Annotated in this window: 15 protein-coding genes; 5 read left to right on the top strand and 10 right to left on the bottom strand. The window is 72.9% G+C overall.

The features are described 5' to 3' along the window. The first annotated feature begins 2 nt into the window (after positions 1 to 2). The 4 genes from catA (at position 3) to Pdca_RS06510 (ending at position 3,144) form a co-directional block, all read left to right on the top strand. A complete protein-coding gene (gene catA, locus Pdca_RS06525; protein ID WP_085913949.1) occupies positions 3 to 857 on the top strand; it encodes a catechol 1,2-dioxygenase in 855 nt (284 codons plus the stop codon). 94 nt (positions 858 to 951) lie between these two features. Next, a complete protein-coding gene (locus tag Pdca_RS06520) occupies positions 952 to 2,073 on the top strand; it encodes a muconate/chloromuconate family cycloisomerase (protein ID WP_085913948.1) in 1,122 nt (373 codons plus the stop codon). Then, entirely contained in the window at positions 2,073 to 2,348 is a 276-nt protein-coding gene (gene catC, locus Pdca_RS06515; protein WP_085913947.1) for a muconolactone Delta-isomerase, read from the top strand. The genes Pdca_RS06520 and catC overlap by 1 nt, the downstream gene beginning before the upstream one ends. 25 nt (positions 2,349 to 2,373) lie before the next feature. After that, complete coding sequence (locus Pdca_RS06510; protein ID WP_085913946.1) at positions 2,374 to 3,144, top strand: adenylyltransferase/cytidyltransferase family protein; 771 nt, start codon at positions 2,374 to 2,376, stop codon at positions 3,142 to 3,144. A 348-nt stretch (positions 3,145 to 3,492) separates the two neighbouring features. Here the strand turns inward: Pdca_RS06510 and Pdca_RS06505 are convergent, their stop codons facing one another. From Pdca_RS06505 to Pdca_RS06460, 10 genes are all read right to left on the bottom strand, one after another. Continuing rightward, positions 3,493 to 3,828 carry a hypothetical protein gene (locus tag Pdca_RS06505; RefSeq protein ID WP_125911284.1) on the bottom strand — a complete coding sequence of 112 codons (336 nt, stop codon included), beginning with the start codon at positions 3,826 to 3,828 and terminating at the stop codon, positions 3,493 to 3,495. Positions 3,829 to 4,134: 306 nt separating this feature from the next. Continuing rightward, positions 4,135 to 5,256, bottom strand: a complete 1,122-nt coding sequence (locus Pdca_RS06500) for a cupin domain-containing protein (RefSeq protein ID WP_085913944.1) — start codon at positions 5,254 to 5,256, stop codon at positions 4,135 to 4,137. Positions 5,257 to 5,317: 61 nt separating this feature from the next. After that, the gene (locus Pdca_RS06495; protein ID WP_085913943.1) at positions 5,318 to 5,521 is read right to left on the bottom strand and encodes a ferredoxin; all 204 of its coding nucleotides are present in this window, start codon (positions 5,519 to 5,521) and stop codon (positions 5,318 to 5,320) included. Between the two features lie 7 nt (positions 5,522 to 5,528). Further along, positions 5,529 to 6,722 carry a cytochrome P450 gene (locus Pdca_RS06490; protein WP_125911283.1) on the bottom strand — a complete coding sequence of 398 codons (1,194 nt, stop codon included), beginning with the start codon at positions 6,720 to 6,722 and terminating at the stop codon, positions 5,529 to 5,531. After that, positions 6,719 to 8,122 carry an NtaA/DmoA family FMN-dependent monooxygenase gene (locus tag Pdca_RS06485; RefSeq protein WP_232021441.1) on the bottom strand — a complete coding sequence of 468 codons (1,404 nt, stop codon included), beginning with the start codon at positions 8,120 to 8,122 and terminating at the stop codon, positions 6,719 to 6,721. Before Pdca_RS06485 ends, Pdca_RS06490 begins: the two co-directional genes overlap by 4 nt. A 17-nt stretch (positions 8,123 to 8,139) precedes the next feature. Then, the gene (locus tag Pdca_RS06480) at positions 8,140 to 9,588 is read right to left on the bottom strand and encodes an MFS transporter (RefSeq protein WP_125911282.1); all 1,449 of its coding nucleotides are present in this window, start codon (positions 9,586 to 9,588) and stop codon (positions 8,140 to 8,142) included. Positions 9,589 to 9,632: 44 nt separating this feature from the next. Next, positions 9,633 to 10,553 (bottom strand): 4-hydroxy-tetrahydrodipicolinate synthase, encoded by a 921-nt coding sequence (dapA, locus tag Pdca_RS06475; protein ID WP_085916602.1) that lies wholly within the window; start codon positions 10,551 to 10,553, stop codon positions 9,633 to 9,635. After that, positions 10,550 to 11,482 carry an ornithine cyclodeaminase family protein gene (locus Pdca_RS06470; RefSeq protein ID WP_085916601.1) on the bottom strand — a complete coding sequence of 311 codons (933 nt, stop codon included), beginning with the start codon at positions 11,480 to 11,482 and terminating at the stop codon, positions 10,550 to 10,552. The genes dapA and Pdca_RS06470 overlap by 4 nt, the downstream gene beginning before the upstream one ends. Next, positions 11,479 to 12,348, bottom strand: a complete 870-nt coding sequence (locus Pdca_RS06465; RefSeq protein ID WP_085916600.1) for a fumarylacetoacetate hydrolase family protein — start codon at positions 12,346 to 12,348, stop codon at positions 11,479 to 11,481. Before Pdca_RS06465 ends, Pdca_RS06470 begins: the two co-directional genes overlap by 4 nt. After that, complete coding sequence (locus Pdca_RS06460) at positions 12,345 to 13,496, bottom strand: LLM class flavin-dependent oxidoreductase (RefSeq protein ID WP_085916599.1); 1,152 nt, start codon at positions 13,494 to 13,496, stop codon at positions 12,345 to 12,347. Before Pdca_RS06460 ends, Pdca_RS06465 begins: the two co-directional genes overlap by 4 nt. 98 nt (positions 13,497 to 13,594) lie before the next feature. Here Pdca_RS06460 and Pdca_RS06455 point away from each other — a divergent pair, with 98 nt between their 5' ends. Beyond that, entirely contained in the window at positions 13,595 to 14,602 is a 1,008-nt protein-coding gene (locus Pdca_RS06455) for a LysR family transcriptional regulator (RefSeq protein ID WP_085916598.1), read from the top strand. Positions 14,603 to 14,613: the final 11 nt, after the last annotated feature.

Below are 14,613 nucleotides of genomic sequence, written 5' to 3'. Positions count from 1 at the left end.
CCGTGACCACCACGCACGCCACCCCCACCCCCACCGCCGCCGACTCGGGCGCCAACGCCTCGGACGCGTTCCGGGCCAGCACCGCCCGGCACGGCTCGGCGGGCACCTCGACCGAGCGCGCCGACCGCCTCATCCGCCGCACGCTCGAGGCGATCCACCAGGTCATCCGCGAGGAGGAGGTGACCTACCCGGAGTTCCAGACCGTCAAGGCCTGGCTGATGGCCGTCGGCGAGGGCGGCGAGTGGCCGCTGTTCCTCGACGTCTTCGTCGAGCACGAGGTGGAGAAGGTCGCCGCTCGCACCCAGCACGGGACGACCGGCACCATCGAAGGCCCCTACTACCTGCCCGGGCAGAAGCAGCTCGGCGCGGTGGACACGCTGCCGATGCGCGCCGACGAGAAGGGCGAGCAGCTGGTGTTCTCCGGCCAGGTGCGCGACCTCGACGGGCGCCCGCTCGCCGGTGCCGAGATCGACTTCTGGCAGGCGGACGCGGACGGCTACTACTCCGGCTTCGCCCCGAACCTGCCCGAGGGCAACCTGCGCGGCGTCTTCCGGACCGACGACGACGGCCGCTTCTCGATCACCACCATCAAGCCGGCGCCGTACCAGATCCCGACGGACGGGCCGACCGGCGCGATGATCACGGCCGCCGGCTGGCACCCCTGGCGCCCCGCCCACCTGCACCTCATGGTGCGCGCGGACGGCCACCGCTCGGTGACCACCCAGCTCTATTTCACCGGTGGGGAGTGGCTCGACGCCGACGTCGCGTCCGCGACCAAGGACGAGCTCGTCCTGGACCCGGAGCGCACCGGCGACGGCTGGGCCGCGGTCTACGACTTCGAGCTCGAGCGCGCCTGACCGGCCGGGCCCGGTTCCGGCCACCCGCCGGAGCCGGGCCCACCCGCATCACCCGAGAAGACCACGGGGCCACCAGCCCCCGGAGAGGACAGTCGTGAGCGACCTGCGCATCGATCGCGTCGAGACCGTGCTGCTCGACATCCCGTTGCGGCGGCCGCACCGCTTCGCCCGGGTCGGCATGGACGCCCAGCCGGTCCTCTACGTCTTCGTCCACACGGCCGGCGGGATCACCGGTGTGGGCGAGGGCGTGGTGCCCGCCGGGCCGTGGTGGGGCGGCGAGTCCGTCGAGACCATGCAGCTCGTGATCGAGCGGTACATCGCGCCGGTACTCGTCGGACGCCAGGCCGATCACGTGCAGCGCATCCTGCGCGACGTCACCGACGTGGTCGCCGCCAACCTCTTCGCCAAGGCCGCGGTGGAGATCGCCCTGCACGACGCCTGGGCCCGCGCGCTCGACGTTCCGGTGCACACCCTGCTCGGTGGCCCGGCCCGGACGTCGGTCCCGGTGACCTGGGCACTGGGCACCGAGCCCGCTCCGGTCGTCGTCGAGGAAGCTCTCGCCAAGCTCTACGCCGATCAGCACCACTCGTTCAAGCTCAAGATGGGCGCCCAGGACCCGGCCGCCGACGTCGCCCGGGTCTGCGCGGTCGCCGAGAAACTGGCCGGCGTGGCCGGCGTGCGGGTCGACATCAACGCCCGCTGGGACCGGCTGACCGCGCTCACCCACCTGCCGGCACTCGCCGACGCGGGCATCGAGATGATCGAACAGCCGGTACCGGGGAACGAGATCGAGGCCCTCGCCGAGATCAACGCCGCGCTCCGGGTCCCGGTAATGGCCGACGAGACCGTCCGCACGCCGGTCGACGCGCTACGGGTCGCCCGGCTGCGGGCGGCCGACATCCTCGCCGTCAAGACCACCAAGTGCGGTGGCCTGCGGGCCAGCATGGAGATCGCCGCGATCGGCGCCGCCGCGGGGATCCCGTCGCACGGCGCCACCTCCATCGAGTCGCCCGTCGGCACCGCGGCCTCGTTACAGTTCGCCTGTGCCGCACCCGGGGTGACCTGGGGCAGCGAGCTGTTCGGCCCACTGCTCATGGCCGAGGAGATGCTCACCGAGCCGCTCCGCTACGCCGACGGGCACCTGCACCTTCCCGAGGGCCCCGGCCTCGGGATCACCCTCGACCCGGACAAGATCCGGGCGTTCCGGAGGTCGTGATGCTCTTCCACGTGACGATGGACGTCGCCATCCCCCGTGACCTCGATCCCGACGTGCGGGCGGACACGATCGCCCGGGAGAAGGCGTACTCGCAGGGCCTGCAACAGCAGGGCAAGTGGCTCCACATCTGGCGCGTCGTCGGGCAGTACTCCAACGTCAGCATCTTCGACGTGGAGTCCACCGACGAGCTGCACGAGCTGCTGTGGAACCTCCCGCTCTTCCCGTACATGACGGTGCAGGTCACCCCGTTGTGCCCGCACCCGTCGGCGATCTGACACCCACCCGTCCCGGAGGTCGACGATGACGGCGGCACTGCGCACCGATCCGGAACGGGCCTACTGGTACGGGCCCCGGGAGATCCCGTGGAGCTGGGGCCGTTCGGTCGTCACGCTCGGGGTGTTCGACGGCCTGCACCGTGGCCACGCCCGCCTGCTCGGCCGCGCCGTCGAGCTCGGCGGGCGGCGGGGTCTCCCGGTCGTGCTCACCACGTTCGACCCGCATCCGGCGACGATCGCCGGGCCCGGCCGCGACACCACCGCCATCGTGTCGCTGGAGCAGCGCGCGGAGCTGGCCCTCGAACGCGGCGCGGACGCCGTGCTGGTGCTGCCGTTCTGCGAGGCCGTCGCCGACACCCCGGCCGTCGACTTCGTCCGGGAGGTCCTGGTGCGGGGCCTGCGGGCGAGCGACGTGGTGGTCGGTGCGAACTTCCGGTTCGGCCGCCGCGGGGCGGGCGACGTGACGCTGCTGCGCCGGCTCGGCCCGCGGCACGGGTTCGAGGCGCACGGCGTGCCGCTGCTCGCGGGGTGCTCGTCGACCCGGGTGCGCGAGCTCGTCTCCCGCGGGGACGTCGCGGCTGCCGCCGCGGTACTCGGCCGGGCGCACGAGATCACCGGTCACCACGACCGCGGCACCGTCCGTCCGACGTCGCCCCTGCTGCCCGCCGCGGGCCGCTACCGGGTCCGCGTCCTGGGGCGGGAGACGACCGCCGAGATGCGCACCGACGGCACGGTGCGGGTGTCCGCGCTGCTGCCGCCCGGTCCGGTCGGCCTGGCGCTGCTCGGCAGGGCGTGACGCCCCGGGGCCTCCCCCGCACCGGAACCCGCGCGCAGGGCCCACCGAGTCTCGTCGGCCTCGGCGGCGAGCCGGCCCCGACCGGGCCCAGATCGCCGAAGCGACCCCGGCTCCCGATCACGCCACCGCCGAGACGGTCATCGCGCAATGGATCGCCTCCCCGGCGGGCACGCACAGCGTTCGGCTTCGATGCCGAGGACCGTACCGACGCTGCGGCGGCCTGAGCCCACAGGTCACGGCCTCGCTACGCAACCTCGTGATCCGGAGCAGCAGAAGCGGCGACACCACGAGACGGGCACCCAGCCGGGCACTGCGTCGCAGGTCACTTCCAGCCAGTCCCGTGGACGATCACGGTGTCAACCGATAACGGCGATACCGCCACATCTCCAGCAGGACGTAGGCCGCCATCAGCGTCGTACCGACCACGATCATGACGTCGGCGATCCCGATGGCCCCGGGTTCGAGTGCCCGGATCGCAGCTCCGCCGATCAGCAGCAGGACCAGCACCAGCTGGCATCGGAGGAAGCCCAGCGGATTCCGGCGGCCGGCGTCGCGACGCCTCCGCTCGACGATCGCGGGGTGCGGCGGCGGATCGGCCGTCACGGCCTCGATCAGCGACGCCGTCGCATCCGGATCATGGACCACGAACCAGTGCCCGACCCCACCCACGGAGTCGACCCGCACTCGCCGGCGGGGTATCACGTCCCGGCCGGACACGCGCCCTTCCACCGACGTCCGCCGCAGTGTCTCGGCCGGGAGGCGGAGCCGCCGGCCCCCCGACGCCCGGGCCGGCTCGAAAACCAGCCCCTCGCGATCCACGGCGAGGGTCCCGCGCCGGACCGATCGGCCGTCCGAGTGTGTCGCCTCGATCGGCATCCGGACCTCCTGTTCGCCGCGCGAGCGTATCGCGAAGGTCCCTGCCCGCGGCGGGACCGCGCTCAGCCGATCCCCCACGTCGACGCCGGGTGGAGCGTGCCCCCCGCAGTTCGGTTACCGGTCGTCCCAGTTCCGCGGCGCGACGTAGCCGGTCTGTCCCTTCTCCAGCCCGAGCGCGAGGATCGGCCCGCGCAGGTCCTCCTGCCAGATCAGCGACTCCATGCCGATGTGCTGCGGGTGGTCCTGGACCGTGTAGACGGTCAGCCCGGTCTCGCTCGGGTAGTGCGCGTGCTCCCGCCAGGACGGCGCGGACAGCAGCAGGTCGCCCGGCTCGAAGTCGATTCGCTGCCCGTCGACGACCGAGTAGCCGGTGCCGTCGAGGTGGTAGTTGATGGCGACGGAACTGTGCCGGTGGCCGGGCCCCTCCGGCCGCGGCCGGGCACCCTGCGGGATGCGGGAGAGGGTGACGAAGAAGCTGCCGGTCGCCCCCTGCCGCCGCTCGGTCGCCGGGTTGTAGAGCGCCATGATCGTGCGCCTGCCGTCGCCGAGGGTCTGCGACATCAGGTCCGCGACGGGCCGGTAGGGCCAGTGCAGCGGCCGGTTCGGCACGGGCTCGATGTCGACCAGGTACTCGTAGCCGCGCAGGCGCGCCCCGGTCGGCGACACCTCGTGGTCGGGTGCGGAGCCGCGGTCGGCGACCTCGTCGGCCTCGTCCATGTCGATCGGCCCGTCGACCGGGACCCCGGGGATCCAGTCCTCGGAGAGCTCCTCCCAGTAGTGGGTGCCGAGGAACTCCAGCAGCGGGGCGTTGGAGTACGCCAGCCGGGTCCACCGCTGCTCGCCGGTGTTCTCGAACCGGTGCGGTTTCATCGAGGGCACGCTCACCACGTCGCGGGTGTCCAGCTCCAGCGACGTGTCCCCGACCCGGACGGTCCCGGAACCCTCGATCCCGATCTGGACGAGGCTGGAGTTGCGGCGCACCGGTGTCGTCCGTTCGCCGGGCAGCAACACCTCGATCACGACCTCCACCCCGGGGGCGAAGCTGCGGCCGGTGCCCGACTCGGGGTGCACCAGCACCGCCGACCGCCGGCCGTTGGCGGGGGCGGCCCCCTGGGACAGCCGGTCGACGGTCTCCCGGATCTCGGCCGCGGTGATCCTCAGCGGCGCCCAGGGGGTGGGCTGCGCGGGTCCCTCCCCCACCGTGGCGACGGCGTGGGACACGTCAGTGGCGGTCATGTGCGTTCCTCTCCGTGTGGTGTGTCCGGTACGACTCGGGCCGGCTCGGTGCCGGCAGGGGTCAGGTCCGGTGCAGCGCGATGGCTCGCGCCGGGCAGTCCGCCACGGCCTCGCGCAGGGCCGGGCCGTCCTCGTCGACCGGGCGGCCGGGCAGGACGACGGCGATGCTCGTGTCGGCGTCGAGGTCGAACACCTCGGGGGCGGTGACCATGCAGTTGCCGTAGCCGAAGCACAGCGTCTCGTCGATGTGCACGCGGTAGCTCATCGTCGGGTCATCCCTTCTCGGTGCGGGCCGGGCCGAACCGGACCGGCAACGTCGTGGGGCCGAGGTGGTTGCCGCCCTGCAGACCGCTCCAGCGCACCTCGCCGTCCGCCGCGACCGGCGGGTGGGCGCAGAGCCGGGTGAGCAGGATCGCCAGTTCCGAGCGCGCCAGCGCGGCCCCCATGCACTGGTGGATGCCCCAGCCGAATCCGAGATGGCCGCGGGTGTCCCGGTCTGGGTCGAAGCGGTCCGGGTCGGCGAAGCGCTCCGGGTCCCGGTTGGCCGCGGCGAAGGACAGCAGGACCGCATCGCCGGTGGCGATGTCCTGCCCACCGACGCCGGCCGGGCAGGTCGCCCGGCGCGCGAAGTTCTGGGCCGGGCTGCGGTGGCGCAGCATCTCCTCGACGAACCGGGGTGCCAGGCCGGGGTCCGCCCGTAACCGGTCCTGCTGGCCGGGCTCGGTGACGAGCAGGTGCACCAGGGTGCTCGCCGAGTTCATCGTGGTCTCGTGCCCGGCGACGGCGAAGGTGACGAGGATGCTGATGATCTCGTCCTCGTCGAGCGGGCGCCCGTCGATCTCGGCGTCGAGCAGGTCGGTGACGAAGCCCGTCCGCCCGTCGGCGCGGTGCGCGGCGATCTCGGTCCGCATCAGCTCGTCGACGCGGGCCCGCGCACCGGCGAAGTCGACCTCCTCGTCGTCGTCGGCGAGGCCCGACCACATCTGCTCGGTGACGGCGCGGAACTGAGCGACGGTCGCCGGGTCGAAACCGATGAGCTCGGTGAGCACGAGCAGCGGCAGCGGCAGCGCGACCTCGCGGACGAACTCGCCGCCACCCGCCGCGACGAACCGGTCGACGAGGTCGGCGACGGTGCGTTCGAGGAACGGTTTCAGCTCCCGTACCCGTGCCGGGGACAGTGCTGCGGTCATCAGCCGGCGGTAGGCGGTGTGCAGGGGCGGATCGAAGTCGATCGGGATCGCCCGCTGGCTGCCGTCGGTCGGGATCCGGTGGCCCGAGCCCGACGAGAACGTCTGCGGGTCGCGCAGTGCGGCGCGGACGTCGTCGAACCGCGTCAGCACCCAGAAGCCACCACGGCGACCCGACCACGCGGCGGGCCCGGCTGCGCGGGCGGCGGCGTAGGCGTCCCACACCCCGGGTTCGCTCAGGTGCGCGGAGTAGGGGTCGAAGTCCACGGCGTTCGTCACGAGGCCGACCCGCCCGCCGCGACGCCGGTGCGCCGGTACCGGGATCCGATGTGGTCGGCGGGCAGGTGCGGCCCACCGTCCGGGAACAGCTTCTCGCGGAAGGTGCCCGGCCGGTACGCGGTCTTGTAGCGGCCGCGGTCCTGCAGCTCCGGCACGACGAGCTCGGTGAACGAGCGGAGCCCGCCCGGCTCGATCGTGCGGACCAGGTTGAAGCCGTCGATACCGGTCCCGTCGACCCAGGAGATCAGCTCGTCGCAGACCTGGGAGGGCGAGCCGACCACATAGGCCTCGCTGCCGGCCAGCCCGCTGAACGACGCGATGTCCCGGATCCGGACCGTGCGGCCCCCGTTCTCACGGGTCATGGCGTCGAGCACGGACTGCATCGCGTCGCTCTCGACGTGCTCGACCGGATCGTCCCAGCCGTACTTCGACAGGTCCTGACCGATGAACCCGGAGAGCATCGCGAGGTTGCCCTCGCCGTCGCTGAACTCGCGGCACTGCGCCTCGATGTCGCGGGCCTCGGCCTCGGTCGGGGCGACGACGACGGTGATCGCGTTGAAGACCTTCACACTGTCGGCACCGCGGCCGGCGTCGACGGCGGCCTTGCGGTACCCGTCGACGATCCGGCTCGCGTGGCCCTTGTCGCTCACCGACATGAAGGCGGCTTCGGCGTGCGTGCCGGCGAAGCGCATGCCCCGCGCCGACGCGCCCGCCGAGTAGATGAACGGCGTGCGCTGCGGCGACGGCTCGCACGGGTGGAACGCCTCGCAGGCGTAGCGGCCCTCGGTCCGGATGCGGTGCACCCGGGCGGGATCGGTGAACACCCGGCGCTCCCGGTCCCGGACCGCCGCGCCGTCCTCCCAGCTCTGCTCCCACAGCCGGTACATGAGGTCCATGTACTCCTCGGCCACGTCGTAACGCTGGTCGTGCCGAACGGGCTCGACCCCCATCGCCCGCGCGGCTGAGGGCTGGAACCCCGTGACGACGTTCCAGCTCACCCGTCCCTCGGTGAGGTGGTCGAGCGTGGAGAACCTGCGCGCCAGCAGGTACGGGGGCTCGTAGCTGGAGTTGGCGGTCACCCCGAAGCACAGGTCCGATGTGGCCGCCGCCATCGCCGGGATCATCATCATCGGGTCGTTGACCGGGAACATCCCACCGGCCCGCATGATCGCGTCCGGCGACCCCCGGTAGACGTCGTGGATGCCGAGCCCGTCGGCGAGGAAGATGCCGTCGATCAGGCCGCGTTCCGCGGTGCGCGCCAGGTCGGTCCAGAAGCCGAGCCTGTTGTAGCTCATGGCGTCGGACCCGGGGTGCGCCCAGAGACCGGTCCAGGACTGCGACGGCGTCGCCATGTAGAAGGCGTTGGTCAGGATCTCCTTATTCGCGACATTACTGTCCACAGTGGTCTCCTTCGAGATCATCGCGCGGAGCGGGGCGCCGGGTCCGCCGTCGCCGTGGTGGGCGCGGTGGCGGCGGCCGGGCCGTCCGTCACGTCCGGGTGGGGGGTGCGCAGGAGCAGTACGGCGGCGATGCTCACGAGGCCCAGCACGACGACGTAGGCCGAGATCGCCGTGCCGTTGCCCGTCACCGCGAACAGGGCCGTCGCGACGATCGGGGCGATCGCACCGCCGAGCACGCCGCCGATCGCGTACGCCACCGACGAGCCGCTGTAGCGCACCGCCGTCGGGAAGGCCTCCGCGATGTAGGCGCCGTACGGGCCGGAGGCGATCGCCACCCCGATCCCGGTCACGACACACGCCGTGAGCACACCGGCGACGGACCCGGTGTCGATCAGCCAGAAGTACGGGAAGGCCCACACGGTCAGGAGCCCGGCGCCGGCCAGCAGCAGCGGTCTCCGGCCGTGCCGCTCGGCCAGCATCGCCGCCAGCGGGATGACGCCGGCCCAGACCAGCGCGGTGACCACGGTGATCGCGAGCATCGCCGACGAGCCGACGAGCTGGCGGGTCGCGACGTAGCTCAGGGTGAACACGAGCATGATGTTCGCCAGCCCGGAGACGACGATGTTGATCCCGGACGCGGGCAGGAGCGTGCGGGGGGCGCGAAGCACGTCGCCCAGCGGGGACCGCCGCACCTGCTCCCGGCTCCGGACCCGGGTGAACTGCGGGCTCTCGTCCAGCTTGAGGCGCAGCACCAGCCCGAACACCACGAGCCCGGCGCTGATCAGGAACGGGATGCGCCAGCCCCACGCGACAAACGCGGCCTCGTCGACCGAGAGCCGGACGAGCAGGAACACCAGGCTCGCGAGCACGACCCCGAGCGGCAGGCCGACCTGCGGGAACGAGCTGTACAGCGTGCGCCGCGACGGCGGCGCGTGTTCCAGGGCGAGCAGGGTGGCACCGCCCCACTCGCCGCCGACCCCGATCCCCTGGGCGAACCGCAGCACCACCAGCAGGATCGGTGCCGCGATGCCGATGGTGGCGTAGGTCGGCAGCAGCCCGATCAGCAGCGTCCCCACGCCCATGATCAGCAGTGAGAGCACGAGCATGCTCCGGCGGCCGACGCGGTCACCGAAGTGCCCCATCAGCGCGCCCCCGATCGGGCGGGCGACGAAGCCGATGGCGAAGGTGGACAGCGCGGCCAGCGTGCCGGCGACCGGGGACGCCCCGGGGAAGAACTGCGGGGCGAACACCAGGGCGGCGGCCATGCCGTAGATGAAGAAGTCGTACCACTCGATCGTGGTGCCGATCAGTCCCGCCAGCGCCACCGTGCGGGCTCGCCGGGGCGGGGTCGGGGCTGCGTCTGTGGTCGGGGTCGGGGTCGGGGTCGGGGTCGGGGTCGGGGTCGGGGTCGGGATCGGGGTCGGGGTCGGGGTCGGGGTCGGGGCGGAGCCTGCGGGCGGGGACATCGTCGTCTCTCCTCGGGTGGGCCCGGGACGGGCGCGGGTGGGGCTCAGGACCGTCCGAGGACCGCCGCGCCCTGCTCGAGCAGGGCGCGGACCCGGGGCACACCATCGTCACTGAGCGGGAGCAACGGGGGCCGGACGTGCGCCGAGGCCAGGCGCTCCTGCCGGTGCAGGACCCACTTCGCGGGAGCCGGGTTGGTCTCGACGAACAGGAGATCGACCAACGGGTGCAGGCCGTAGTGCAGCTCGCGGGCGGCCTCGTGGTCGCCCGACTCCCAGGCCTCGTACATCCGGGCGACCGCCGACGGGGCCAGGTTGGACACCGCGGAGATGAACCCGGCCCCGCCGAGCGCGAGCAGCGGCAGACCGAGCAGCTCGATGCCCGACCACACCAGCAGCTCGCGCCCGCACAGGTGCAGCACCCGGGAGAAGTGCTCGAAGTCCTTGGTGGTCTCCTTGATCCCGACCACGTTCTCGCAGTCGGCGAACAGCCGGGCCACCGTCTCCGGGGCGACGTCGACGGCCGTCCGGGACGGCACGTTGTAGATCACGATCGGCAGGTCGGGGAACTCCGCGGCGATCGTGCGGTACCACCGGTAGAGCGCTTCCTGCGTCGGGCGGGCGTAGTAGGGCGTGATCACCAGGGCGGCGTCGGCGCCGGCGTCCCGGGCGGCGGCGGTGATCTCGAGGGTCTCGTCCAGCTTCGCCGAGCCGGTGCCGGGCAGGAACGGCACGGCGTCGTCGATCTCGGCGGCGACGGCGCGAATCGCCTCGATCCGCTCCGCGACGGTCTGCGCCGACGGCTCCCCGGTGGAGCCGCCGATCGAGACGCCGTGCGAGCCGGACTCGAGCTGCCACCGGACCAGCCCGCGCAGGGACGCGAGGTCGAGCGCGCCGTCGTCGGTGAACGGGGTGATGACCGGGGCGATGGACCCCCGGATCCGGACGGGGTCGCTGCGGAACTTCACCGGGGTCCTCCCACGATCAGGCGGGCGACCGCCAGGTCGGACAGGCCCATGCCCATCCCCTTGAACACCGTCACGCGGGCGCCGGAGGGCCGCTCGGCCTTCCCGGCGACGACGTCGCAGAGCCGGCGAACGGCCCCCCAGTCGGCGTCGTCCGCCGGCCCGAAGAACTCGCGCAGCTCGCGGGACCCGCGTCGCGCGTTGCCCTCGCTGTCCACCACGGTCAGCGCGGACTCCCGCAGCAGCGCCGGGTCGAACTCGGCGTAGCCGGGCAGGATCGCGCCGACCGCGTTCAGGTGGGCGCCGTGCGCGAGGTGCTCGGGCCGCAGGAACGGCTCCGCGGCGCGGGTGACCAGGGTGACGACCGGGGCGTCCCGGGTCGCCTCGTCGACCGACCCGGCGACGACGACCTCGAGTCCCAGCTCGTCGCGGACCTGCTCGGCCAGCGTGTGGGCGCGGTCGGTGGTGCGGTTCCACAGCCGGACCCGCCGCAGCGGGCGGACCGCCGCGACGGCCTCGACCTGGCGCAACGCCTGGCGTCCCGCACCCAGCACGGCGAGCTCGTCGGCGTCCGGGTCGGCCATCAGGCGGGTCGCCACGCCGGAGATCGCCGCGGTCCGCAGCGCACCGGCCGCACCCGCCTCGGCGACGCCGAGGGTCGCGCCGTCGCCCGCGGTGAACACGGTCATCAGCGCGCTCGCACCGGCCGGGGTGTTCACCCAGGTCTTGAAGATCGCCAGATCGGCGTCGCGGTCGAGCGCGCCCAGCGCGTGCGCGCTGCCTCGGGCCTCGCCGTCCGGCCAGGTCGTCATGGTCTTGTCCAGGTTCCACGCGGAGCCGGCCGCCTCGTGGGACAGCACCGCCTCCAGCGAGTCGATCACCTGGGGCAGGGTCAGCCGGGACCGCACGTCGTCCTCGGTCCAGAGCTTCACCGGGTCGCCTCCAGCATCTCGCGGCCCAGTGGGGCCGGTGTCTCGTCGACCACGCCGTGCCGCAGGACGCCCACGCCGGAGACCTCGACCTCGATCTCGTCGCCGGGGCGCAGGAACCGCGGCGGGTCACGGCGCAGCCCGATGCCCTGCGGTGTGCCGGTCGCGATCAGGTCGCCGGGCCGCAGCGGCGTGAACGTGCTGACGTAGGCGACCAGCTCGGCGAAGCCGAAGGTGAGCCGGTCGGTGGTGTCGTCCTGCACCGTCGCCCCGTTGAGCCGGGTGGTGACGCGCAGCGGTCCGGTGCCGACCTCATCGGTGGTCGTGACCCACGGGCCCACGGCGCCGCTGTGGTGCCAGTTCTTGCCGGCGGTCGCCTGACCCGAGTGCAGCTGCCAGTTGCGGACGCTGTTCTCGGCCACACAGGTGACGCCGGCGACGTGCCGCCAGGCATCCTCGGCGGCGATCCGGCGCCCCGCCGCGCCGATCACCAGCGCGGCCTCGCCCTCCCAGTCCAGCGAGTCGTCGAGCGCCGGCCGGACCACGGGCGTGCCCGCTCCGACGAACGAGTCGGTGAACCGGGTGAACAACGTCGGCCGCTGCGGGGTCCCGTCCGGTGAGCGCTCCGACTCCGCGGCGTGGGCCGCGTAGTTGAAGCCGACACAGACGATCTTCGGGTGGTCCCCGACGGGTGGGGCCCACCGCAGGCCGGCCGCCGGGCCCCGGGGGTCGTCGGCGCGCGGCTGCGGCCGTTCGGCCAGCACCGACTCGAACGAGGCGATCCGGTGGTCCAGCCGCACGACCCGGTCCCCCTCGACGACGCCGAAGCCGGGCTCCCCGGACGGGGTGTGGAAGCGGGCGAGCCTCATCCGGTCACCGCCGGCTCCGGCAGGACGCTGCGCGCCGCGCTCCGGGCGACCGGCGAGCGCAGCCCGGCCCCCTCGAGCAGCGGCAGCACGTCCCGGGCGAGGTCGGCGATGCCGGCGTCGTAGTCCACCCAGGTCAGCAACGCCCCCTCGATCCCGGCCCGGCTGAGCATGCCGAGCCGGTCGGCGATCGTGTCGGCGGTGCCGACCAGCGGGAACCCGCCGGCTCCCGCGGCGAAGCGCTGCCGCATGGCCTCCATGACGGCCGGGGGCATCAGTTCGGTGTTCGCGGCCTGCAGCCGCATCCAGGCGTCGACGCTCTCGACGTCCTGCTGCTCGACCGAGAACCGCCGGTAGTACGCCTCGGCCTCGGCGACGGTGTCCCGCTGCACGACGACCGTGTGGGTCCAGACCCGGACCTCGCGGCCGAACTCGTCGCGGGCCATCTGCTTGTAGCCCTGGATCTGGTCGCGGATCTGCGCCTCGTCCTCCGAGTGCACGATCACGAAGCACAGGTCGGCGTGCTCGGCGGCGAAGCGCATGCCCCGCGGTGAGCCGCCGGCGTTCATGATCGGGATCGCGGGCTGGACCGGCTTCGGTTCCGACACACCGCCGACGACGTCGTAGAACGAGCCGTGGAAGTCGAACTCGTCGGTCTCGGTCCAGAGCCTGCGGGCCACCTGCAGCCACTCGTCGAGCTGGCGGTAGCGCTCGTCGTGCTCACGCAGCGGAGCCCCGAACATCTCCAGCTCCGGCTTGTTCCAGCCGCCCACCACGTTCAGCGCGAAGCGGCCGCCGGAGATGTGGTCGACGGTCGCCGCCTGCTTCGCGGCGACGATCGGGTGCAGCGTCGGGGCGTGCGAGGTGGCGAAGACACCGATGTCCGTGGTGGCGGCGGCGATCCCGGCCGCCCAGGTGAACGGGTCCAGCACGCGCCCGGACCGGTGCTCGGGCCGGTTCTCCGGATAGCCCTTCCAGCGGGCGAACGGAACGACCGCCTCGAGGCCGGCGCGGTCGGCCGCCTGCGCTGTCCGTAACGACATGCTCCACGCCGTGTCGTGCGCCTCCGGCACCAGCGTCTGGGACGCACCGGGGCCGTTGGTGCAGAACAGGCCGAGCTTGAGGGTGCTGCCGCCGAACAGCGGGTTCATCGCAGACCTCCTCGTCCGTGGTGGTGTGAACGGACGCTAGGGAGCCGCATCACATAACACCATGACGAGTCTTGCAATGAATCGATACGATTCTTCGTATGCTTCACCTCCAGCTGCGTCGCCTCGACCTGTTCTGCACCGTGGTCCAGGAAGGGGGCGTGACCCGTGCCGCCGAGCGGCTGCGGGTGGCGCAGCCGTGGGTGTCGGCGCAGCTGCGGATCCTGGAGAAGGCCGTCGACGCCCCACTGTTCGTCCGGGACGGCCGGCGCCTGGCGCTGACCGAGGCCGGGCACCGATTCCACCTCTGGGCCGCCGACGTGCTCGCCGGCAGCACCCAGGTCCGCCGCGACATCGAGAACCTGAGCGCGGGCCTCGCCGGGTCATTGACGGTGGCCACGAGCATGGCGATCGGCACCTACCTGGTGCCCCCGCTGCTCACCGCACTGCGCCACGAGCGGGCCGGGGCCGACATCACCGCCCACATCAGCGAGCCGGCGGCGGCGCTGCGCAGCGTGGCGACCGGCAACGCGGACTTCGCCGTCGCCACCTGGTCCGACGAGCTCGAACCCGATCCGCTGCACGCCGAGAAGCTGTGGGAGGAGCCGCTGGTGCTCGCCGCCGCCCCGGACGGGCCACCGGACGGTGACGAGATCACCCTCGCCGGGGTGGCCGATCTGCCGCTCGTGGGAGTCCCCGCGGGCGTGGCGTTCGACCGCACGCTGGGCGCGCAGCTGCGGAGCCACGGGATGGACGAGCTGAGCTACGTCATGCGGCTCGGGCACGCCGAGGCCATGAAGCGCGCCGTGGCCGCGAACGGATGGGGGTGCCTCGCCCCGTCCTACGCCGTCGCCGACGACGTCGACGCCGGCCGGTTGCGCAGCGTCGCGATCACCGATGCGCACCTGGTCGAGGGCATCGGACTGTTCCACCGGGAGTCGAAGTTCTTCTCACCGCTCCAGCAGGCGGCCGTGGAGATGCTCCGACACGTGGCGGCGACCAGGGCGGGCACCCCGTCCGCCCCCGGTCGAGCCCCGGAGACCGACTCCAGCGCGCCGGACGACGACCACCTGCACGGAGATACCCGAGCCGACACCATGCAGTCTTGACTTATATAAGC

It is taken from the genome of Pseudonocardia autotrophica (assembly GCF_003945385.1).
Taxonomy (GTDB): Bacteria; Actinomycetota; Actinomycetes; order Mycobacteriales; family Pseudonocardiaceae; genus Pseudonocardia; species Pseudonocardia autotrophica.
This window is presented reverse-complemented; position numbering and strand designations above follow the sequence as displayed.